General features: G+C 70.4%; 20 protein-coding genes. 10 read left to right on the forward strand and 10 right to left on the reverse strand.

Features of this window, described 5'->3' with window-relative positions; all coding sequences use genetic code 11:
• Window positions 1-260: 260 nt before the first annotated feature.
• Window positions 261-911, reverse strand: a complete 651-nt coding sequence (locus CPH93_RS17160; protein WP_093484136.1) for an FMN-dependent NADH-azoreductase — start codon at window positions 909-911, stop codon at window positions 261-263.
• A gap of 126 nt (window positions 912-1037) precedes the next feature.
• Here CPH93_RS17160 and CPH93_RS17165 point away from each other — a divergent pair, with 126 nt between their 5' ends.
• Window positions 1038-1400 carry a winged helix-turn-helix transcriptional regulator gene (locus tag CPH93_RS17165; RefSeq protein ID WP_006604460.1) on the forward strand — a complete coding sequence of 121 codons (363 nt, stop codon included), beginning with the start codon at window positions 1038-1040 and terminating at the stop codon, window positions 1398-1400.
• Between the two features lie 160 nt (window positions 1401-1560).
• On the opposite strand, the gene CPH93_RS17170 is transcribed toward CPH93_RS17165, so the two are convergent.
• Complete coding sequence (locus CPH93_RS17170; protein ID WP_096213354.1) at window positions 1561-1995, reverse strand: MarR family winged helix-turn-helix transcriptional regulator; 435 nt, start codon at window positions 1993-1995, stop codon at window positions 1561-1563.
• A gap of 121 nt (window positions 1996-2116) precedes the next feature.
• Here CPH93_RS17170 and CPH93_RS36430 point away from each other — a divergent pair, with 121 nt between their 5' ends.
• From CPH93_RS36430 to CPH93_RS17190, 4 genes are all read left to right on the forward strand, one after another.
• Window positions 2117-3502, forward strand: a complete 1386-nt coding sequence (locus tag CPH93_RS36430) for a hypothetical protein (protein WP_096213355.1) — start codon at window positions 2117-2119, stop codon at window positions 3500-3502.
• Between the two features lie 371 nt (window positions 3503-3873).
• The gene (locus CPH93_RS17180) at window positions 3874-5316 is read left to right on the forward strand and encodes a DUF2252 domain-containing protein (protein WP_231977390.1); all 1443 of its coding nucleotides are present in this window, start codon (window positions 3874-3876) and stop codon (window positions 5314-5316) included.
• 582 nt (window positions 5317-5898) lie between these two features.
• Window positions 5899-7011, forward strand: coding sequence for a J domain-containing protein (locus CPH93_RS17185; protein ID WP_331716993.1), 1113 nt, complete (start codon window positions 5899-5901; stop codon window positions 7009-7011).
• Window positions 7012-7021: 10 nt separating this feature from the next.
• Complete coding sequence (locus tag CPH93_RS17190) at window positions 7022-7366, forward strand: rhodanese-like domain-containing protein (RefSeq protein ID WP_231977392.1); 345 nt, start codon at window positions 7022-7024, stop codon at window positions 7364-7366.
• A gap of 245 nt (window positions 7367-7611) precedes the next feature.
• On the opposite strand, the gene CPH93_RS17195 is transcribed toward CPH93_RS17190, so the two are convergent.
• From CPH93_RS17195 to paaA, 6 genes are all read right to left on the reverse strand, one after another.
• Complete coding sequence (locus CPH93_RS17195; protein ID WP_096213359.1) at window positions 7612-8745, reverse strand: acyl-CoA dehydrogenase family protein; 1134 nt, start codon at window positions 8743-8745, stop codon at window positions 7612-7614.
• Window positions 8746-9237: 492 nt separating this feature from the next.
• The gene (gene paaE, locus CPH93_RS17200; protein WP_096213360.1) at window positions 9238-10281 is read right to left on the reverse strand and encodes a 1,2-phenylacetyl-CoA epoxidase subunit PaaE; all 1044 of its coding nucleotides are present in this window, start codon (window positions 10279-10281) and stop codon (window positions 9238-9240) included.
• Complete coding sequence (paaD, locus tag CPH93_RS17205) at window positions 10281-10778, reverse strand: 1,2-phenylacetyl-CoA epoxidase subunit PaaD (protein WP_096213361.1); 498 nt, start codon at window positions 10776-10778, stop codon at window positions 10281-10283. Before paaD ends, paaE begins: the two co-directional genes overlap by 1 nt.
• Complete coding sequence (gene paaC / locus CPH93_RS17210; RefSeq protein WP_096213362.1) at window positions 10772-11488, reverse strand: 1,2-phenylacetyl-CoA epoxidase subunit PaaC; 717 nt, start codon at window positions 11486-11488, stop codon at window positions 10772-10774. Before paaC ends, paaD begins: the two co-directional genes overlap by 7 nt.
• The gene (gene paaB / locus CPH93_RS17215; RefSeq protein WP_173909831.1) at window positions 11488-11826 is read right to left on the reverse strand and encodes a 1,2-phenylacetyl-CoA epoxidase subunit PaaB; all 339 of its coding nucleotides are present in this window, start codon (window positions 11824-11826) and stop codon (window positions 11488-11490) included. The genes paaC and paaB overlap by 1 nt, the downstream gene beginning before the upstream one ends.
• Entirely contained in the window at window positions 11823-12773 is a 951-nt protein-coding gene (gene paaA / locus CPH93_RS17220) for a 1,2-phenylacetyl-CoA epoxidase subunit PaaA (RefSeq protein WP_096213363.1), read from the reverse strand. The genes paaB and paaA overlap by 4 nt, the downstream gene beginning before the upstream one ends.
• 170 nt (window positions 12774-12943) lie before the next feature.
• On the opposite strand from paaA, the gene CPH93_RS17225 reads away from it, so the two are divergent.
• From CPH93_RS17225 to CPH93_RS17235, 3 genes are read left to right on the forward strand one after another with little or no spacing between them, the layout of a single operon-like run.
• Window positions 12944-13615, forward strand: coding sequence for a DUF5819 family protein (locus tag CPH93_RS17225; protein WP_093484125.1), 672 nt, complete (start codon window positions 12944-12946; stop codon window positions 13613-13615).
• A complete protein-coding gene (locus CPH93_RS17230; protein ID WP_096213364.1) occupies window positions 13612-15024 on the forward strand; it encodes an HTTM domain-containing protein in 1413 nt (470 codons plus the stop codon). Before CPH93_RS17225 ends, CPH93_RS17230 begins: the two co-directional genes overlap by 4 nt.
• Complete coding sequence (locus tag CPH93_RS17235; protein ID WP_006604475.1) at window positions 15021-15695, forward strand: TrmH family RNA methyltransferase; 675 nt, start codon at window positions 15021-15023, stop codon at window positions 15693-15695. Before CPH93_RS17230 ends, CPH93_RS17235 begins: the two co-directional genes overlap by 4 nt.
• A 57-nt stretch (window positions 15696-15752) precedes the next feature.
• Here the strand turns inward: CPH93_RS17235 and paaN are convergent, their stop codons facing one another.
• Complete coding sequence (paaN, locus tag CPH93_RS17240; RefSeq protein WP_096213365.1) at window positions 15753-17435, reverse strand: phenylacetic acid degradation protein PaaN; 1683 nt, start codon at window positions 17433-17435, stop codon at window positions 15753-15755.
• 147 nt (window positions 17436-17582) lie between these two features.
• On the opposite strand from paaN, the gene CPH93_RS17245 reads away from it, so the two are divergent.
• Window positions 17583-19094: a 3-hydroxyacyl-CoA dehydrogenase gene (locus CPH93_RS17245; RefSeq protein ID WP_096213366.1), complete on the forward strand. Its 1512-nt coding sequence runs from the start codon at window positions 17583-17585 to the stop codon at window positions 19092-19094.
• Window positions 19095-19105: 11 nt separating this feature from the next.
• Entirely contained in the window at window positions 19106-19696 is a 591-nt protein-coding gene (locus tag CPH93_RS17250; RefSeq protein WP_006604478.1) for a TetR/AcrR family transcriptional regulator, read from the forward strand.
• A 49-nt stretch (window positions 19697-19745) separates the two neighbouring features.
• Here CPH93_RS17250 and CPH93_RS17255 read toward each other — a convergent pair whose 3' ends face one another.
• Window positions 19746-20279 carry an Lrp/AsnC family transcriptional regulator gene (locus tag CPH93_RS17255; protein ID WP_093484121.1) on the reverse strand — a complete coding sequence of 178 codons (534 nt, stop codon included), beginning with the start codon at window positions 20277-20279 and terminating at the stop codon, window positions 19746-19748.
• Window positions 20280-20488: the final 209 nt, after the last annotated feature.

Consider the following 20488-nt stretch of genomic DNA (forward strand, 5'->3'; position numbering starts at 1 on the left):
GCCCCCCGGGGTATGCGGCCGGGCCGGCGGCCCGGGGCGTTGTGAGGCCTACGTCACAGATTTGATCTTGGGCGTGATCTGGTCGCTGTGGCTGGTTGGCATCGGTGGGGAAGGAAGGGACGAACCGGTCCTCCAGGTACGGGAGTTGGGTGCCTGCGGGCATGCGGTCGGGGCGGGACCGGTGTGGCTTCGCGGTGGTTCCGGGAGGCCGTTTCCGGCAGCCCAGCCCGTCTCCGCCCGGCCCCGCGGGCTCGGCCGTCTCAGGCGGCGAGGCGCTCGGCGAGGGCCTTGGCCTTGGCCTTCGCGTCCTCGTGTGCCTTGTCGCGGGAGGTCTCGTACAGCGGGACGAGCTCGGCCATCGCCGGGTTGTTGGGGGCCATGGTCAGCTCGGGGACGATGAAGTCGACATCGAGGCCCAGCCCGCCGTTCAGCACGGCCTCCAGGTAGTTCTGGACGTACTCGAAGGGCTCACGGGGCGTGCCCGGCGCGTAGGAGCCGCCGCGGCTGGCGACGACGGTGACCGGGGTGCCCTTGGCGGACGGCTGCTCGCCCGAGGTGCGGCCCATGAGGATCACCTGGTCGAGCCACGCCTTGAGCGTGGAGGGGATCGTGAAGTTGTACATCGGTGCGCCGATGACGATCGCGTCGGCCTGCTCCAGCTCCTCGGCGAGCTCGACGCGCAGCGCGAAGGCGGCCCGCTGCTCGGGGGAGTGGGTGGCCGGGTCGGAGAAGCCGGCGGAGGCGCCGACCGCGTCGAGGTGCGGCAGCGGGTCGGCGGCCAGATCGCGGTGGATGACCGTGCCGTCGGGGTGCTGCTCCTCCCAGGCCTTGCGGAAGGCCGCGGTGACCGAGCGGGAGGCGGAGCCGCCCTCGGGGAAGACGGAGGAGTCGATGAGCAGAAGCGTGGCCATGGGGATCGGTCCTTCGGTTCGCGGCCGGGCGGTGCGCGACCACTGGTTGAATTCCGTACGTCACTATTAATAGCACAGGGGCTTACTTTTCTACAGTAGCCAACCGGAGGGCGGTACTCTGGGTGTATGGCGGACCACGGCGAGGCGATGTGCAGGCAGGTCGACGGCGGCATGACGCGCGTCTTCGAGCTGTTCGGGAAGCGCTGGACGGGGCTGATCGTCGCCACTCTCATGCCGGGCCCGGTGCACTTCGCCGACCTGCGGCGGGCCATCCCCGGGATCAGCGAGCGGATGCTCTCCGACCGTCTGATGGAGCTCTCGGCGACCGGCCTGGTCGTGCGCGAGGTGGATGCGGGGCCGCCGCTGCGGGTCTCGTACCGGCTGACCGAGGCCGGGCTGGCGATGGAGCCCTCACTCAAGGAACTGGCGCGGTGGGCGGAGACGTATCTCAGCGATGGCGGGCAGTGTCCGGAGCGGTTCCGGAAGTAGGGGGAAGTGGGGGCGGGGGCTTGTGTGTGGGCGCGGGCCTCGTGCGCGGGCCGGGGTGGGATGTGGCTGAGGTGATGCTCGGTCCGCGGGTGCTTCGTCCCGTCGAGGGCTTCGTCCTGGTGTGACGTTTGTCGTGCGCCCTCTGTCGTGATCCCTGTCGTTATCCGTGGCGTTCCTGGGCGGCGTTGTAGCGCTGTAGGTACGTCGCGAAGCGGTCGAGGTCGGCCTCGTTCCAGTCCGCCAGCCGCTCGCGGAATGCCTGGCGGCGGCTGGCGGTGACGTTGGCGAGCACCTGGGCGCCCTTCTCGGTGGGGTGCAGTACCTGGACGCGGTGGTCGTCCGGGTCGATGCGGCGCTCGACGAAGCCGAGGTTCTCCAGCGCGGCGATCTGCCGGCTGACGGTGGACTTGTCCAGGAGGTAGTGCGCGGCGAGGTCCGTGGCGCGGCATCCCTGCTGGTCATCGAGGTGTGCCAGCAGGGTGTAGGAGACCAGTGACAGCTCGGGATGCATCCGGGCAGCGCTCGCGCGGGCCCGGCGGGCGAACGCGGTCATCTCCTGCTGGATGGTCTCGACGGAGTCGTCGCGGTGGGCCACGGATTGCCTTTCGTAGGGCTAGTTGTATAGTACAACGTGATTGAGAGTTGTATTTACCAACTACCACTGGGTTCCAGTCAGTAGCGACAGCTGAGCCGACGAGCTGAGAAGGCCTGCCCCTATGAGTACGGACCGACGTCCCGACCACCGAAGCGACCACCAGCGCGGCCACCGTTCCGCGCGCTCCTCACACTCCGCCGGGCTGCGGCACGTCCTGACGCACCTGATCACCCCGCTGCTGATGTGTATCGGGATGGGGCTGGCGTATCTGGGCGCCTTCGCCAACCCGGCGCCGCACCACCTGCCCGTCGCGGTCGTCGGATCGGGCCGCAGCGCACAGCTGCTCGCTCAGTCGATCAACGACAAGGCGGACGGTGCCCTGGAGGTACGGACCGTCGGGGACCGGTCGGCGGCGGTTGACCTGCTCAAGCATCAGGAGATCTTCGGCGCGTATGTGAGCAACGCCCATGGTGAGAAGGGCGCTTCCGGTGGGGCGGGTACCGCAGCGGGCTCGGGTGCGCAGGGCGCTTCGAGCGGGGGGCGGACACCGGGTGGGGCGGATTCGGCGGGCGCATCGACGTGGCGGCCCCGCGTCGGCGGGGAGGCGGGCCCGGCGCGACCGGCGCCCGAGCTGGTGGTGGCGACCGCCGGGTCCGACACCAGCGCAACCGTCGTACAGAAGGTCTTCACCCCGATCGCGGCACAGCAGGGCGCCCCGCTGAAGGTCACGGACGTGGCGCCGACGACCGAGGACGACCCGACGGGCCAGGGCATCTTCTTCCTGCTGGTCGCGATCAGCATCGGTTCCTACGCCTCGGTCGCGGTGATCGGCGGCGCCGGAGCCGTGCTGCCGATCCGGCTGCGGGCGGCGCTGGCGCTCGGTACGTCCTTCGTGGTCGGCCTGATCGGCACGGCGTTCGCCGGGCCGGTCTTCCACCTCGTCGACCATGGCCTGGTGGGCCTGGTGGGCCTGGCGGGCATGGCCTGGCTCTACTCCGCCGGGATTCTGCTGATCGGCACCGGTCTGCACACCTTCCTCAGGCGCTGGACCACGCTCGGTGTGATGGCCCTCTTCGTGATGCTCAACTTCACTTCCTCCGGCGGAATCTTCCGCCCCGAAATGCAGAACGGGTTCTTCGCCGCGCTGCACTCCTTCTGGAACGGTGCGGCCTTCGTGGAAGGCACCCGCAGCCATGTCTACTTCGGCGGCTACGGCCTGCCCGGACACGTCTGGACACTGGTGTGGTGGCTGGTCGCCGGCCTGGTGTCGGTCGGTGCGGCGGCGCTGGCCGAGAGGCGGCGGCGTACGGCAGAGGCGGAGGCGGTGGCCAATGCCGCGGCGGTGGCGGCGGCTGCGGTGCGGGCGACGGTGCCGGCGCCGGAGCCGGCACCGTCGGCGGAGCGGAGCGGTGGGGCGGTTGGGGCGAGGTCGGGTGACCGGCGGGCTTCTGTTGCGGCTGCGGAGAGGGGGGTGGAGGAGGAGATGGAGGAGGTTGTGGGGGTGTAGGGAGGGTGGGCCTTGTGGTCGTGTGCCTTCAGCGGCTTGTGGAGCGATCCCCTGAGGTGTGGTGGGGCTGGGGCCGGTGGTGCTGAATGGGGCGCCAGGGGCCGGGATCGGCGTTTCTGACGAGGTGACAGGGGCATCGCCCCGGTGGCTCTGGCGAAGCGTCAGGACTGGGTCCGATGGTTCCGACGGGACGACAGGGCCGGGTTGTGGTGTTCCGAAGAGTTATCCACGGGCTCTGATGGCTGTGCGGGGATCTCGGTAACGTCATTGCCGTCGGCGCACCTGACCGCCCGTCGCTGGTCGGGCCCGGTGATGGTGATGCGGAAAACAGGGACACAAGAACACAGTTTGTGAAGGGGGAGGTGGCCACCGTGTCGCGTGTGCCGTACGTACCGGGGTTTGCGAGGGTCGATGCTCAGGGACCGTCGCCCAAGGCAGTCGGGAAGGCGCTGCGGGAGCGCCTTCCCCGTGCCGAGCAGGCCGCACTGTCGACCGCCGCCGGGCGACCGGATGCGGTGGCAGCGGTCGAGGCGTCCAATGCCGGCCGGCTGCCGGAGCTGACGCCGATACGGGTCGGCCGGATGGTCGCGAGCCCCTTCGCCTTTCTCCGCGGCTCGGCAGGGCTGATGGCGTATGACCTGACGGCCGATCCCGTCACCGGCATCGGCGCGCAGATCTGCGGAGATGCGCACGCCGCCAACTTCGGTCTCTACGGCGATGCCCGGGGCGGCCTGGTTATCGATCTCAACGACTTCGACGAGACCCTGTACGGCCCGTGGGAGTGGGATGTGAAACGGCTCGCCACCTCGATGGTGCTGGCGGGCCGGGAGACGGGCGCGAGCGAGGATGACTGCCGCAGGGCCGCGCAGGACGCGGCGGGCGCGTACCGTCGCACGATGCGGCTGTTGGCGAAGCTGCCGGTGACCGAGGCGTGGAACGCGATCGCCGACGAGGAGTTGGTCTCGCACACCGATGCCCGGGATCTGCTGGGGACGCTGGAACGGGTCGCGGAGAAGGCGCGCAAGAACACCAGCGCGCGGTTCGCGGCGAAGGCGACGGAGCAGACGGCGGACGGCGGTTGTCGTTTCGTGGATGCGCAGCCGGTGCTCCGGCGGGTGCCGGATGAGGAAGCGGCAGCCGTGGCCTCGTCTCTGTCCGGCTATCTGGACACGCTTCCCGAGGATCGGTTGCCCTTGCTCGCCCGGTACGCGGTGCATGACGTGGCCTTCCGCGTGGTCGGCACGGGCAGCGTGGGCTTGCGGTCGTATGTGGTGCTGCTGCTGGACCACCGGGGCGAGCCGCTGGTCCTGCAGGTGAAGGAGGCACGTGGTTCGGTGCTGGCGCCCTATGTGGAGAAGGCCGGCTTCCCGATGCCGCCGGTGATACATGAGGGGCGCCGGGTGGTGCTCGGGCAGCGCCGAATGCAGGTGGTCAGCGACATCCTGCTGGGCTGGACGACGGTGCCGGACACAGCGTCGCCCGGCTCGGGCGGCGAGATATCGGGCACCGCCCGACGGGACGGACTGCCTTTCCAGGTCCGCCAGTTCAGAAACCGTAAGGGCAGCGTGGACCCGGCGCAGCTGTCCGACGACCAGCTGGACGACTACGCCCGGATGACCGGCGCACTCCTGGCCCGAGCCCACGCGCACAGCGCCGACCCGCGCCTGGTGGCCGGCTACTGCGGCAAGAACGAGGAACTCGACGAGGCCATGTCGAAATTCGCGGTGGCCTACGCCGACCGCACGGAAGCCGACCACGCGGCGCTGGCCACGGCGGTGAAGAGCGGGCGGATCGCGGCGGAGATGGGGGTGTGAGAACGGAGGGGTTGGGTGCTTGGGCGCTTGGGCTCGGGCGCTCGGGCGGGTTGGGGTGGCTGGGGGCTGGGCTGGGCTGGGCTGGAACCAGGAACCAGGAACCAGGAGCCGGAAGCCGAGGGCCGGGGGCCGGTGGGCTGGGCCGGACCGCGGGGTGCGGCTGGCTTCGAGAGTCGGCTTTCGGGGCTGTACGAGCGGTGGGGGCGACCGTCTGATGCGTCTGGGCTTGCGGGGCTGCGGCTTGTCGTGAGCGGGGGTTCGGTCCGTTGCCACCAGCGGACCGGTGAGCTGCATCGATTTGGGGGCGGGGCAGTGCGAGCTGGGGGCCTGGCTGAGGTCGGCTGCTGGCGCTGGGTGCTCGGCCCGGGTGCAGAGAGTCGCTTGCCGGATGCCGGATGCCGGACGGTTGGTGGCTGAGCTCGGCTGGCTGGTTGGTTGACCGGCTGCTCAGCTGCTCAGCTCATCGGTCGGTCGAATGAGGGGCGGGAGGGGTGGGGAGGGGGGAGGGGGGAGGGGCCCCGGTCAGGAAAGGATCGGACGACTGTTGAGGGCCCGGCCCGGCATGGGCCGTACGCTGGCCGGGTGACGAACTCGCACGCGGAGAACGCGCAGGACGGCCAGCACCGACCCGACGTTTCGGGCACCCCGGACGCCCAGGCCGACCCGCAGGCATCGGACGCCCGCGGCGGCGGTCAGGGCGCCCCCCTCGGTTACGGCAGTGGCCCGGAAGATCAGCTCGCGGGCCCCGAGGGGGAGAGTATGGACCCCGGTGAGCCGGCTGGTCCGCCCGCCGGTCAAACCGGAGCAGCGGCCGAGGCGCCCGCCGGCTCGGCCGGGGCAGGAGTGGCGCCAGGCCCAGGCGAGAGTCAGGACGAGCCAAGGGCTGAGCAGGGCGGCGCGCAGGATCAGCAGGCGGCGCAGGACGAGGCGACCAAGAGGCTGGCGAAGGCGGTGCTGGCTGCTGAGCAGGCGCTGATCGAGTTTGAGATCGCGGTGGAGACCTTCCGGGTGGAGGTCGAGAACTTCTCCCGCCTGCACCACCAGCGGCTCGGCCCCATGTACGCGCGGCTGGATGAGCTGGACGCACAGATTGCCGAGGCGGTGGCAGCGCGTACAGGCGCCCCTGAGGACATCCGCAAGGCACAGGAGGCCCGGGCCTCGGTGCTGCCGATGCCGGAGGTGGAAGAGCTGTTCCACGGCTGGATGGGGTCGGACGGGCTGTTTCCGGAGGCGCAGGCGATGCTCACCGAACAGTCGGTGCAGCCGCCGCAGAAGGTGCGGCCCAGCGAGGAGGCCCGCAAGGTCTACCGCGACCTGGTGCGCAAGGCCCACCCCGACCTGGCGCGGGACGACGCGGAGCGGGCGCGGCGGGATGCGTTCATCGTGCGGGTCAATGCCGCGTACGCGCGGGGCGACGAGGCGGTGCTGCGTGAGCTGGCGCGGGAGTGGGAGGCCGGTCCTGCGCCGGCCGAGGAGCGGCTCAGCGAGAGCGAGGAGCTCTACGCCCGGCTGGAGTGGCTGGCCGAGCGCAAGGAAATGCTGGCTGCCGCGGCCGCCGAGCTGGGTGAGAGCGCGATCGGCGCGATGATCAAGATGGCGCCGGAGGACCCGGACGCGCTGCTGGAGGAGATCGCCGAGAAGCTGCTCGCCGATGTTTCAGAACGCGAGACCTACCTCGCGCAGCTGGTCGGGTAGCGTCGGGAGCATGCAATTTGGTTCTGTGCCCACGGTCGAGGTCGACGCGCTCACGTCGGAGGACTTCCTTCTAGATGTGCGCGAGGACGACGAGTGGGAGGCGGGGCACGCCGAGGGTGCGCTGCACATCCCGATGAGCGAATTCGTTGCCCGATACGGCGAGCTGACCGAGGCGGCTCCTGCGGACGGCAAGGTGCATGTGCTGTGCCGGGTCGGCGGGCGTTCGGCGCAGGTCGCCCAGTATCTGATCCAGCAGGGCGTCGACGCGGTGAACGTCGCGGGCGGCATGCAGGCCTGGGAAGCCGCCGGCCGTCCCGTCTCGGACGGCAAGGGCGGCTCGGGGACGATCGTCTAGCCGGGAGCCGGGAGCCGGGAGCCGGGAGCCGGGAGCCGGGAGCCGGGAGCCGGCCGGCTGCTGATGACCTCGGCCATCGGTCGGCGGCTGGTATCTGGCGGCCCGCTGTAGCCGGAGCCGGAATGAGGAACGGCCGCCGTCCAGGCCCCTGCATCCCAGCGCCGGTGTCCCTGCACCGGCGCTGGTTTCACGTGAAACCCAGCACCGAGGTGCCCGATGCCCCGGTGCGTGTGCGGTGTCTCTCCTCAGCCCGGTGGGTGGGCTGCGAGCAGGTCGCCGAGGGCCTCCTCGTGGGCGGCGGCGGGGCCGAGGGAGAGCTCGAGCTGTTTGGCCCAGGCGTGGTAGCGGTGCAGCGGATAGTCGGTGTCGGCGCCGAAGCCGCCGTGCAGATGCTGGGCGGTCTGAACGACGCGGCGGACGCCCTCGGAGGCCCAGATCTTGGCGACCGCAACGTCCCCGGCGGGCGGTAGCGGGCCGGCCGTGTCTGTGGTGATGCGCCAGGCCGCCTGCCAGAGGGTGGCCTCCATGGCGCGCAGGTCGATGAAGCGGTCGGCGGCCTGGACGGCGACGGCCTGGAAGGTGGCCACCGGGAAGCCGAACTGTTCGCGCTTGCTGGTGTAGTCGCTGGTCATGGCAAGAACGCGCTCGCCGAGCCCCAGGGCGAGTGCACAGGTGCCGGTGGTCAGGACATTGCGCAGCGACGCCCAAGCGGTGGCATCGCTGATCGTTTCCTGGGCGCTGATGCGTACGGAGTCCAGGCGGACCTTGGCGTGGCGCTCACCGCTGGTGGATATCTGGTCGTCGAGCGTGACGCCGGGGTGGGTGCGGGGGACGAGGGCAAGGACCGCATGGCCTTCGGGGGTGTGGGCGGGAAGCAGGGTCCGGTCCGCCATCTGGGCCCAGGGGACGGCGGTTTGGATGCCGTCGAGGATCCAGTCGGCGCCCTCCGGGCGGGCTTGCACGGCGAGTTCGGCCGGTTCGTGCCCGGTGCGGCCGCCGGCGGCAGCGGTCACGACGAGGTCCCCGGTGGCGATCCGGGGGAGGACCTCCTCCCGTAGCCCATCGGCGCCGTATTGCTGGATGGTGAGTGCGGCGGCGCTGCACTCCAGCAGCGGGACGCGCGCCAGAACCTTGGCCGATTCGCGGAGGACGAGGCAGAGCGCGATGGCGTCCAGGCCTGCGCCGCCGTGCTCGGGCGCGATCGGCAGGCTCAACAGGTCGGCGTCGGCGAGCTTGCGCCACAGCGCTCGGTCGAAGTCGTCGGCGACCGCACCGGGGGCGAGCGCGGGGCTGAGCACGCTGTCCGGGGCGACCCCGGAGAAGACGGCCTTTGCGGCTTCGGCGGCGGCCTGCTGCTCCTCGGTGAAGGTGAAGTCCACTGGTTTGTCCTCCCACGCGGCGCCTCGAACTGACGGAGCGTCAAGGTAGAACAGGTTGCAGGAATTGGGAATGGTGAATGCGGTGGCAGGGCATGGGAGTTGAGCTTCGGGCCGGGCCCCAGCAGCGCGCGAGGCGGACACTGATTGATCCGCCGCTCGGTGTGGGTCCGGGTGGCTGTGATGCGGGTGGTTTGAGCGGCCCGTTATGCCGGCCTCGTCGAAGAGGCGGCAACGGGCAGTCCAGCGCTGAGCCGTCAGGGGCGCGCTGGAAACGTTCGGCAGCCTGCCGCATTGACCAGCCGTCCTCAACGACGCAACGGGCAAGATGCAGAGGGCCGGCCTTGGTCAGGGGGCATCACGGTGAGGCGCGCGGGCCCTTCTGATCGCTGGTGCAGATGTCGCAATCCCCGCTGAGCTGGAAGGCCTCCCCCATTTCGAGATCCGTTAGCCGAGACCTGCCTCATCCGTCCACAACCACCCCGGCCGGAACGTCTAGCGGTCGAAGTCCAGCTCGACCTTCTCCGTGACCGGGTGGGACTGGCAGGCCAGGACGTACCCCGCGTCGACCTCGTCGGATTCCAGGGCGAAGTTGCGGTCCATACGGACCTCGCCCGTGACCAGGAAGGCGCGGCAGGTGCCGCAGACGCCGCCCTTGCAGGCGTAGGGGGCGTCGGCGCGGTTGCGCAGGACCGCTTCGAGCAGCGATTCGCTGTCGTGGACCGGCCAGGTGCCGGAGCGGCCGTCGAGGGTGGCGGTCACGGTGCTGTGTGCGGGGGTGGCGACGGCGGGGGGTGTCGCGGCGCCGTTGTCGACGTGAAAGATTTCTTCGTGGATGCGGGTGCGGGGCACCCCCAGGCCCCGAAGGGCGTGTTCGGCTCCCTGGACCAGGCCATAGGGGCCGCAGAGGTACCAGCCGTCGACGGAGTCGATCGTCAGCAGGGCGGGCAGGAGGGAGCGCAGCCGGGGCTCGTCCAGGCGGCCGGAGGGCAGGCCGGCTTGTTGTTCCTCGCGGGAGAGGGTGTGGATGAGCTGGAAGCGCTGGGGATAGCGGTCTTTGAGGTCGGCCACCTCCTCCAGGAACATCGTCGACGCCGCCGTGCGGTCGCTGCGGATGAGGCAGAAGTGGGCGTCCGGCTGCTGGGCGAGCAGGGTGGCGGCGATCGACAGCACGGGAGTGATGCCGCTGCCGCCGACGATGCCGACGAAGTGGCCGGGGCGCGGGTCGAGGGTGAACCGGCCGGCCGGAGCCATGACCTCCACGGTGTCGCCGACCGCCAGTTCCTTGAGCGCGTATGTCGAGAAGGCGCCCTCCTCGACGAGGCGGATGCCCACGCGCAGCACCGGCTCGTCGGTGGCCGGGGTGCAGATGGAGTACGTGCGGCGGATCTCCTGGCCGTCGACCAGTCTGCGCAGTGCGATGTGCTGCCCGGGGGTGTGCCGGAAGACGGTGCGCAACTCGGGCGGGACCGCGAAGGTGACGGCCACCGCGTCGTCCGTGAGCCGCTCGATCTCCCGGACCTGGAGCGGGTGGAACATCACAACTCCTTGAAGTGGTCGAAGGGTTCGCGGCAGGACTCACAGCGGCGCAGTGCCTTGCACGCAGTGGAGGAGAACCGGCTCAGCAGGGTGGTGTCGGTCGATCCGCAGTGCGGGCAGCGGAGGGTGAGGTCGACGGCGACCGGTCCGTCGGCCGGTCCCGTGGGGCGTGGGGGTGCGATGCCGAATTCGGCGAGCTTGCGGCGGCCCTCGGCGGTGATCGCGTCCGTGGTCCACGGGGGGCTGAGGACCGTGCGGACCTCGACCTCGGGGATGCCGTGGTCGTGCAGCACCCGCTCTATGTCGGCCGACATCGCCTCGATGGCGGGGCAGCCGGTGTAGGTGGGGGTGAGCAGCACCTCGACCCGGCCCGGCGCCGTCAGCTGCACACCGCGCAGTACGCCCAGTTCGGCGAGGCTGAGCACGGGCAGCTCGGGGTCGGGAACGGAGCCGGCCAGCGCCAGCAGTTCCCCTTCGAGGGCTGTGGTGGTCACCATGTCGCCCCCGGGTGGCTGCGGTGGAGGTGCTGCATCTCGGCGAGCATCCGTCCGAACGGTTCGGTGTGCAGGCCTTGGCGGCCCGCACCGGCCGTCCAGGCGCCGTGCCGGGGGCCTTCGGGGACCGTGAGGGTCGCTTGCTCCAGGGTGCTGGTGATGCGTGCGGTCCAGCTGTCGTGCAGGGTCGGCCAGGGCACCGTCTCCAGGCCCTCCACCGGCTCGAACAGTTCGCCGGTGAAGCGCCAGAGGGCGTCCACCGCGCGTTGCATCCGGGTACGGCTCTCGTCGGTGCCGTCGCCCAGGCGCAGTGTCCACTGGTGGGCGTGGTCGCGGTGGTAGGCGACCTCCTTGACGGCCTTTCCGGCCAGTGGTGCCAACTCGCTTTCCGTGGAGGCGAGATGGTCGAAGAGCAGCTCCTGGTAGGTGGAGAAGTAGAGCTGGCGGGCGATGGTGTGGGCGAAGTCGCCGTTGGGCTGCTCGACGAGCTGGAGGTTGCGGAACTGCCGCTCCTCGCGCAGGTAGGCCAGCTCGTCCTCGTCGCCGACCAGGGAGAGCAGTATGCGGGCCTGGCCGAGCAGATCCAGCGCGATATTGGCCAGCGCGACCTCCTCCTCCAGGACCGGGGCGTGGCCGGCCCACTCGCCCAGGCGGTGGGAGAGGATCAGGGCGTCGTCCCCGAGGGGCAGGGCCAGGGTGGCGGTGATGTTCATCAAAGGTGATGCACCCCGTCCGGGATCTCGTAGAAGGTCGGGTGACGGTAGGGCTTGTCGCCGGCCGGCTCGAAGAAGGCGTCCTTCTCGTCGGGCGACGAGGCGGTGATCTGCGCGGAGGGCACCACCCAGAGGGACACCCCTTCCGAGCGGCGGGTGTAGAGGTCCCGGGCGTTGCGCAGCGCCATCTCGGCGTCCGGCGCATGCAGGCTTCCGGCGTGGGTGTGCGAGAGGCCGCGGCGGCTGCGTACGAAGACTTCCCACAGGGGCCAGTCGCCGGGCCGGGGGGCGGTGTCCGCGGCGGCTGCGGGGGTCTCGGCGGGGCGTGGTGTGGTCATCGGCTGGCCTTCCCGTGCTTGGCCGCGTGTGCGGCGGCTGCCTCGCGCACCCAGGCGCCGTCCTCGTGCGCCTGCCGCCGACGGCTGATCCGTTGTTCGTTGCAGGGGCCGTTGCCCTTGAGGACCTCGCGGAACTCGGCCCAGTCGATCGGGCCGAATTCCCAGTGGCCGCGCTCGTCGTTCCACGTCAGATCCGGGTCGGGGAGGGTGAGCCCGAGGGCCTCTGCCTGGGGGACGCAGATGTCCACGAAGCGCTGGCGCAGCTCGTCGTTGGAGTGCCGTTTGATCTTCCAGGCCATGGACTGCGCGGAGTGCGACGACTCGTCGTCGGGCGGGCCGAACATCATCAGCGACGGCCACCACCAGCGGTTCACCGCGTCCTGCGCCATGGCGTGCTGGGCGTCGGTGCCGCGGCTGAGGGTCAGCAGGAGTTCGTAGCCCTGGCGCTGGTGGAAGGACTCCTCCTTGCAGACGCGGACCATCGCGCGGGCGTAGGGGCCGTACGAGCAGCGGCACAGGGGGACCTGGTTGGTGATCGCCGCGCCGTCCACGAGCCAGCCGATGGCTCCGACGTCGGCCCAGGTCAGGGTCGGGTAGTTGAAGATCGAGGAGTACTTCTGGCGGCCGGAGTGCAGCTTGTCGAGCAGCTCGTCGCGGCTGGTGCCCAGGGTCTCTGCGGCGCTGTAGAGATACAGGCCGTGGCCGGCCTCGTCCTGCACCTTCGCCATCAGGATCGCCTTGCGGCGCAGGGACGGCGCGCGGGTGATCCAGTTGGCCTCCGGCTGCATGCCGATGATCTCGGAGTGGGCGTGCTGCGCTATCTGCCGCACGAGAGTCGAGCGGTAGGCGTCCGGCATCCAGTCCCGCGGCTCGATGCGCTCGTCCGCGGCCACGGTGGCGTCGAATACGGCCTCGCGGGCCGTCTCTTCCGGCGCGATCGTCGTCATGTGGTGCCCCCTCGCTGCTCCCGACCGACCGATCGTTCGGTTCAATGGTGAGTGGGCGGCCCGCGGGTGTCAAGCCTGTGGATAACGCGGGTGAGGGTGTGCCCGGCCCGGCCGCGTAGGTACCGTTCCGGAGCGGAGTTGACCGCATGGATTCTGGGAACGGGGCGGGAATGCAGTCATACGGGGACGAATCGCGGCCATTGGCTGCGCTCTCGCTGCCCTCGCGGATCGTCATCGGGGTGGCGGCGTGTGCCCTCGCTGTCGTCGTCGCGATTCATCTCGCCATGATGTTTTTGCACGTCGCGCCGTCGAACACGCTCAGCCGGCAGCAGGGCGCGCTGATCAGCGACTATGTGTATCCCGAGTACGAACAGAACTGGAAGCTGTTCGCGCCCAACCCCCTCCAGCAGAACATCGCGGTCCAGGTCCGCGGGCAGCTGCGCACCGAGGACGGCGCCGTGCGGACCACCGGCTGGACCGATCTGACCGCCCGCGACGGCCGCGCCATCCTCCACAACCCGCTGCCCAGCCACACCCAGCAGAACCAGCTGCGCCGCGCCTGGGAACTCTTCAGCAGCAGCCACAACGCGCAGAACCGCCCGGTCGGCCCGCGCGGTGAGCTGTCCGAGCGCTACATCCGGCGGCTCGTGCTGCTGCGGATGGAGGGCGAGTGGACCAGGGGCGGCGGCCGCGTCGAGCAGATCCAGGTCCGCTCGCAGACGACCGCGGTCACCCCGCCGTCGTGGAGCTCCGAGAAGATCAGCGACAAGCCCGTGTACCGCGTGCTGCCCTGGTGGCAGGTCACCGCAGACGACCTGCCCGAGGGGGCGAAGCACCAGTGACGTCACCGACGCCCCAGCAGCCTCAGCAGACGCCGGACGACCGGCAGCCCCCGCACCCCACGGAGCCGACCGACGTGCCTCAGCAAGCACAGGCACCACAGACGTTCCAGGAAACCTCCCCCTACGAGGAGACCCGCATCGAGCGCGCCATAGGCCGCGGCTTCGGGCGGGTCACCGCACGGGCGCTGGCCCCGTACCAGACCGCCGTGATCCGGATCGGCTTCTCGGCGACCTGGCTGCTGTTCCTGCTGCGCGAATGGCCGCACCGCGCGGTGCTCTACGGGCCCGACAGCCCCTGGAACCTGGACATGGCGCGCCGGCTCCTGGTCGGCAACCACGCCTTCTCCGTGCTGCCCTGGTCCGACAGCCGCGGCTGGTTCGAGTGTGTCTACCTCCTGGCCGTCGTGTCGGCCGCGCTGCTGATGCTCGGCTGGCGCACCCGCACCATGTCGGTGCTCTTCATGGTGGGCGTGCTCTCGCTGCAGAACCGCAGCATCTTCATAGGGGACGGCGGCGACAACGTCATCCACCTGATGTCGATGTATCTCGTGCTGACCCGGTGCGGGCAGGTCTGGTCGCTGGATGCCCGCCGCGCCAAGAGGGCCGCGGCCGGTACGTCGGCCTCCGGCACGGACGAAGCCGCCGGCGTCCCCGCTGCCTCCCGTGACCTGCCCGGAGTCGTCCTGTGGGCCGTGCTCGGCCTCGCTCTGGCCGTCGCCCAGCTGAACGGCGGCTACGGCCTCACCTGGTTCGGCAACGGCCCGTTCCCGCACATCGGCTGGAGCCTGGTGCTGTGGGGGCTGTGGCTGACCCACGGCCTGTGGTGGGCGGTGCGGCGGTACGCACCGGGCGAGCCGCGGATCGTCCTGGACACCCTCGCCAAGCTCGCCCACAACAGCGCGCTGCTGGTGATCATGGTCGAGGTGTGCCTGATCTACGCCACCGCCGGCTGGTACAAGATCCAGGGAAACCGCTGGCAGGACGGCACCGCGGTCTACTACCCGATGCACCTGGACTACTTCTCCCCCTGGCCGGGGCTGTCCGAGCTGCTCGGCAGCAACGGCGTGATGATCATGCTGATCACCTACGGCACGGTGATGGTGCAGGTCGCGTTCCCGTTCACGGTCTTCAACCGCCGGCTGAAGAATGTGCTGCTGGTCGTGATGATCTGCGAGCACCTGTCGATCGCGGTCCTGCTCGGCCTGCCGTTCTTCTCGCTCGCGATGATCACTGCGGACGCGGTCTTCCTGCCGACGAATTTCCTCACCTGGCTCTCCGCGCGCGTCTCCGGCCTGCGGGAACGGCTGTTCCCGCGCGGCCGGAAGCTCGGGCCGGACCCCGGGGCCGGGGGCGGTGAGCCGTCGGCCCGTACGGAGCACGGCGGCGGTGGCCATACGCTCGTGGGGTGAGCAGCGAGAAAACCGCCCCCGCCGAGCCCCTCCAGTACGACGAGGGGTACGGGACCCAGATCGGCGTCGGACCGCACCCGGAGCCCTGGCCGCAGGACGACCGGCTCGACCCCGAGCTGCTCGCGCACGGCGACCGCCGCAACGTCGTCGATGAGTACCGCTACTGGAGGCGGGAGGCGATCGTCGCGGATCTCGACACCCGCCGCCATGACTTCCATGTGGCCGTCGAGAACTGGGGCCACGACTTCAACATCGGCTCGGTGGTACGGACCGCGAACGCCTTCCTGGCCAAGGAGATCCATATCGTCGGGCAGCGCCGCTGGAACCGCCGCGGCGCGATGGTGACCGACCGCTACCAGCATGTCCGCCACCACCCGGACACCGCGGATCTCACCGCCTGGGCGGCGGCCGAGGAGCTGCCGATCATCGGGATCGACAATCTCCCCGGCTCCGTGCCGCTGGAGACGACCGAGTTGCCGCGGCGTTGTGTGCTGCTGTTCGGGCAGGAGGGGCCGGGACTGACCGAGGAGGCGCGCCGGCACGCCTCGCTGGTCTGCTCGATCGCGCAGTTCGGCTCGACCCGCTCGATCAACGCGGGGGCCGCGGCCGCCATCGCGATGCATGCCTGGATCGGCCGCCATGCGCGGATCGAGGGGCCACCGGCTCGCTGACCGGGAGGTGAGAGGCCCGGAAGAACGCCCCGGGCCCCCGTCCTGCCCCGGCAGCCGTCATGCCTGCCGCCGCACCTCCACCGTCCGGAAGCGGTTCGCCACGAAGGCGCCGTCGCACAGCACCGCATTGGCCGCCGGGTTGCCGCCCGAGCCATGGAAGTCCGAGAACGCCGCGGTCTGGTTCACATAGACGCCGCCGGTCAGATTCAGCGACAGCTGGGCGCACTCCTCCAGACAGGCCTCCTCCACCAGCTGCTCGACCTCGGCGGAGGTGGTGTACGCGCCGACCGTCATGGCGCCCTTGTCGCGGACCGTGCGCCGCAGCAGATCCACCGCGTCGGCCGCGGAATCGACGGCCACCGCGAAGGACACCGGGCCGAAGCACTCCGACAGATAGGCCGCCTCGTCGTCCGGCTTGGCGCCGTCCAGCTTGACGATCACCGGGGTGCGGACCGTGGCCCCGGGGAATTCGGGGTTGGCCACCTTGCGGGAGGCCAGCGCCACCTCCCCGATCCCGGCCGCCGCATCGATCCGCTCCTTGACCTGCGGATTGACGAGGGCGCCCAGCAGGGCGTTGGCCCGCGCATCATCGCCCAGCAGTCCGCTCACCGCGGCCGCGAGATCGCTGACGACCTCGTCGTACGACTTCGGCCCGGCGTCCGTGGTGATGCCCTCGCGCGGGATCAGCAGATTCTGCGGGGTGGTGCACATCTGGCCGCTGTAGAGCGACAGCGAGAAGGCGAGGTTGCCGAGCATGCCCTTGTAGTCGTCGGTGGAGTCGATGACGACGGTGTTGACGCCGGCCTTCTCGGTAAAGACCTGCGCCTGCCGGGCATGCGTCTCCAGCCACTCGCCGAAGGCGGTCGAACCGGTGTAGTCGATGATGCGGACCTCGGGGCGGACGGCCAGGGTCTTGGCCAGGCCCTCCCCCGGCTTGTCCACGGCCAGGCACACCAGATCGGCGGGGAAGCCGGCGTCTTCGAGCACCTCGCGGGCCACCTTGACGGTCAGCGCCAGCGGCAGCACGGCCCGCGGATGCGGCTTGACCAGCACCGGGTTGCCGGTCGCCAGGGAGGCGAACAGGCCCGGATAGCCGTTCCACGTCGGGAAGGTGTTGCAGCCGATGACCAGGGCGACGCCGCGCGGCACGGGCGTGAAGCTCTTGCTCAGCTCCAGCGGATCGCGCTTGCCCTGCGGCTTGGACCACGGCGCCTGCTGCGGGGTGCGGACCTGCTCGGCGTACGCATACGCCACCGCCTCCAGGCCGCGGTCCTGGGCATGCGGCCCGCCCGCCTGGAACGCCATCATGAAGGCCTGGCCGCTGGTGTGCATCACGGCCTGGGCGAACTCATGGGTGCGCGCGCTGATCCGGGCCAGGATCTCCAGGCACACCGCCGCCCGCGCCTCGGGGCCGGCGTCCCGCCAGACGGGAAGCGCGGCGCGCATGGCCGGCAGCAGGACCTCCGCATCCGGATGCGGATAGGTGATGCCCAGCTCCGGTCCGTACGGGGAGACCTCCCCGCCCGTCCAGTCGTCGGTGCCGGGCTGGTCGAGCTCGAACCGCTTGCCGCGCAGCGCCTCGAAGGCGGCCAGTCCGTCAGGTGCGGCGGTCTCGCCGTACGCCTTCGGGTGCTCGGGGTGCGGGGACCAGTACGCGCGGGTGCTGATCGCTTCCAGCGTCCGGTCGAGGGTCGGGCGGTGCTTCTCGATCAACTGCGCTGCGGTCATTTCGGCGGCCATCGAAGACCAACTCCTCGTCGAGCCGGGCGGAGAGTGGACAGGGGCTGGGTGCGCACAGGGCAACGGAGTTAGAGTAACCGAACGATCGGTCGGGGCAAGAGGGCCCGGCCCGCCTGTGGAAAAGTCGGTCGGGGAGGATCAGCTGGCATGACGGCAATCGGGACCAGCAACACCGTGGCAGTGGTGGGTACCGGGACCATGGGACAGGGCATTGCGCAGGTGGCGCTGGTCGCCGGCCATCGCGTACGGCTCTATGACACCGCCCCCGGGCGCGCCGCGCAGGCCGCCGGGGCGATCGTGCGGCGGCTGGACCGGCTCGTCGAAAAAGGCCGGATCTCTGCGGGCGGCCGGGACGCCGCCGCCGGCCGGCTCTCCCCCGCTGCGGAGCTCGCGGAGCTGGCCGACGCGTCGCTGGTCATCGAGGCGATCCTGGAGCAACTCCCCGCCAAACAGGAGCTGTTCACCGCCCTGGAGGACATCGTGGCGGCGGACTGCCTGCTGGCCACCAACACCTCCTCGCTGTCCGTGACGGCCGTCGCGGGACGGCTGCGCCACCCCGGCCGCTGCGTGGGCCTGCACTTCTTCAACCCCGCGCCGCTGCTGCCCCTGGTCGAGGTGGTCAGCGGCTTCGCCACCGACGAGACGGCCGCCGCCACCGCGTACGACACCGCCGGCGCCTGGGGAAAGAAGCCGGTGCGCTGCGCCGATACGCCGGGGTTCCTCGTCAACCGCATCGCCCGCCCCTTCTACGCCGAGGCCCTGCGTGCCTACGAGGAGCGGACCGCCGACCCCGCCACCATCGATGCAGTGCTGCGCGACGGCACCGGCTTCAAGATGGGGCCCTTCGAGCTGACCGACCTCATCGGGCAGGACGTGAACGAGGCGGTCACCCACTCCGTGTGGAACGCCTTCTTCCAGGACCCGAAGTTCATGCCCTCCCTGGCGCAGCGCCGACTGGTGGAGTCCGGACTGCACGGCCGCAAGTCGGGGCGCGGCTGGTTCGACTACTCAGAGGGCGCCCGCCGGCCCGCACCGCAGACCGCCGGCCCCTGCCCGGCACCGGAGTCCGTCGCCCTGCATGCGACGCTGCCCGGCCCGGCTGCGGTGCTGCCGGAACTGATCGAGGAAGCGGGCATCAAGCTCACCCGGGATCGCACGCCGTACGGGCCGGAGGGCGTGATCCGGCTGCCCGGCGGAGCCTGTCTGGCGCTCACCAACGGCCGTCCGGCGACGAACCGGGCCGACGGCAGGTACATCCGCTTCGATCTGTCGCTCGACTACCGGGCCGCGACCCGGATCGCCCTGGCCGCTTCGGCAGAGGCCTCCGAGGCGGACCTCGCGGAGGCCGTGGGGCTCTTCCAGGCGCTCGGCAAACAGGTCAGCGTGATCGATGACGTGCCCGGCATGATCGCCGCCCGGACGATCGCGATGATCATCGACTTCGCCGTGGACGCGGCGGCCCGTGGGGTGGCGACCCCCGAGGACATCGACACGGCCATGCGGCTGGGCGTGAACTATCCCGGCGGCCCTCTGGAGTGGGCCGAGCGGCTCGGCGCCCGGTGGGTGTGGGATCTGCTGGACGCGATGTATCACCACAACACCGGCGGACGCTATGTACCGTCCTGGGCGCTGAGGCGCCGTGCGGACCTCGAGGAGTAGGTGCTCTAATCATGACCATGGCCAAGCGCGACACCTATACGCCCGATTCGCTGCTCGCGGTCGCCGTCGAGGTGTTCATCGAGCGCGGCTACGACGGCACCTCCATGGAGCACCTCTCCAAGGCGGCCGGCATCTCGAAGTCCTCGATCTACCACCATGTGCGCAGCAAGGAAGAGCTGCTGCGCCGCGCCATAAGCCGCGCCCTGGACGGGCTCTTCGGTGTGCTGGAGGAGCCGGGCGCGCTCCAGGGGCGGGCGATCGAGCGGCTGGAGCACGTCACCCGGCGGGTGGCCGAGGTGCTGATGGACGAACTCCCCTATGTGACGCTGCTGTTGCGGGTGCGGGGAAATACGGACACCGAGCGGTGGGCCATGGAGCGCCGCCGGGAGTTCGACCACGAGGTGTCCGATCTGCTCAAGCGGGCCGCCGCCGACGGCGACCTGCGGGACGACGTGGACATCCGGCTGGCCACCAGGCTGCTCTTCGGCATGATCAACTCGATTGTGGAGTGGTACCGGCCGGGGCGCGGCGGCGCGGCAAGCCGTGACGAGGTCGCCGACGCCGTGGTGCGTACGGCTTTCGCGGGGCTGCGCAAGCCCTGAGGCGCCCGCCGGGCGTCCCCTGGTCCCGCCGGGCAGGTCCCCGGCGGGGTCAGTCTTCCTCGGGCCCGAGGTCGGTCTCCTCGAAGACCAGCAGCGTGCGGGTGCTGAGCACTTCCGGGATCGACTGGATCCGGGTGAGAACAAGCTCCCGCAGTTCGCGGTTGTCCTTGGTGTGGACCAGCAGCAGGACATCGAAATCGCCGCTGACCAGCGCGATGTGGGTGGCTCCGGGCAGCGCTGTGAGCTGCTTGCGCACGGTGCGCCAGGAGTTCTGCACGATCTTCAGCGTGATGTACGCGGAGGCGCCCTGACCTGCGCGTTCCTGGTCGATCAGGGCGCTGAAGCCACGGATCACCCCGTCGTCCAGCAGCCGGTTGATCCGTGCGTAGGCGTTGGCACGCGAGACGTGCACCCGATCGGCCACGGAGCGTATCGAGGCGCGGCCGTCGGTCTGCAGCATGCGCAGGATCGAGCGGTCGATGGTGTCCAGCGGGCGCGCGGGCGGGACAGGCGCGGCACCGTCCGGCGGCTGCCCGCCGGACGGTGTCTGCGCACCGGAATTTGCCATCTGTTCGTCCGGCATGTGCTCCCGCCTCCCCTTTGTGGACGCCCTGCCTTCATCTCAAGCTGTGGAGAACCGTTTGTCCACAGGCTGAACCCACCCGTAGCCAAAATGCATCAGCGACCGAACAATCGGTAGGGCAGGGCGAACCCGTCCTGACCGAATGCATCCTGCCCACCCGCCGTGCGCCCACCACCCCCATGAGGCGCATCGCGCCACCCCTTCGATTC

It is taken from the genome of Streptomyces sp. 2323.1 (assembly GCF_900221035.1).
GTDB lineage: Bacteria > Actinomycetota > Actinomycetes > Streptomycetales > Streptomycetaceae > Streptomyces > Streptomyces sioyaensis.

Bases quoted from the DNA above. Each gene is read 5' to 3' on its own strand.
- CPH93_RS17160 (WP_093484136.1), bottom strand. From the start codon at position 911: ATGGCCACGCTTCTGCTCATCGACTCCTCCGTCTTCCCCGAGGGCGGC.
- CPH93_RS17165 (WP_006604460.1), top strand. From the start codon at position 1,038: ATGGCGGACCACGGCGAGGCGATGTGCAGGCAGGTCGACGGCGGCATG.
- CPH93_RS36430 (WP_096213355.1), top strand. From the start codon at position 2,117: ATGAGTACGGACCGACGTCCCGACCACCGAAGCGACCACCAGCGCGGC.
- CPH93_RS17190 (WP_231977392.1), top strand. From the start codon at position 7,022: ATGCAATTTGGTTCTGTGCCCACGGTCGAGGTCGACGCGCTCACGTCG.
- paaE (WP_096213360.1), bottom strand. From the start codon at position 10,281: ATGTTCCACCCGCTCCAGGTCCGGGAGATCGAGCGGCTCACGGACGAC.
- paaD (WP_096213361.1), bottom strand. From the start codon at position 10,778: ATGGTGACCACCACAGCCCTCGAAGGGGAACTGCTGGCGCTGGCCGGC.
- paaC (WP_096213362.1), bottom strand. From the start codon at position 11,488: ATGAACATCACCGCCACCCTGGCCCTGCCCCTCGGGGACGACGCCCTG.
- paaB (WP_173909831.1), bottom strand. From the start codon at position 11,826: ATGACCACACCACGCCCCGCCGAGACCCCCGCAGCCGCCGCGGACACC.
- paaA (WP_096213363.1), bottom strand. From the start codon at position 12,773: ATGACGACGATCGCGCCGGAAGAGACGGCCCGCGAGGCCGTATTCGAC.
- CPH93_RS17225 (WP_093484125.1), top strand. From the start codon at position 12,944: ATGCAGTCATACGGGGACGAATCGCGGCCATTGGCTGCGCTCTCGCTG.
- paaN (WP_096213365.1), bottom strand. From the start codon at position 17,435: ATGGCCGCCGAAATGACCGCAGCGCAGTTGATCGAGAAGCACCGCCCG.
- CPH93_RS17245 (WP_096213366.1), top strand. From the start codon at position 17,583: ATGACGGCAATCGGGACCAGCAACACCGTGGCAGTGGTGGGTACCGGG.
- CPH93_RS17250 (WP_006604478.1), top strand. From the start codon at position 19,106: ATGACCATGGCCAAGCGCGACACCTATACGCCCGATTCGCTGCTCGCG.
- CPH93_RS17255 (WP_093484121.1), bottom strand. From the start codon at position 20,279: ATGCCGGACGAACAGATGGCAAATTCCGGTGCGCAGACACCGTCCGGC.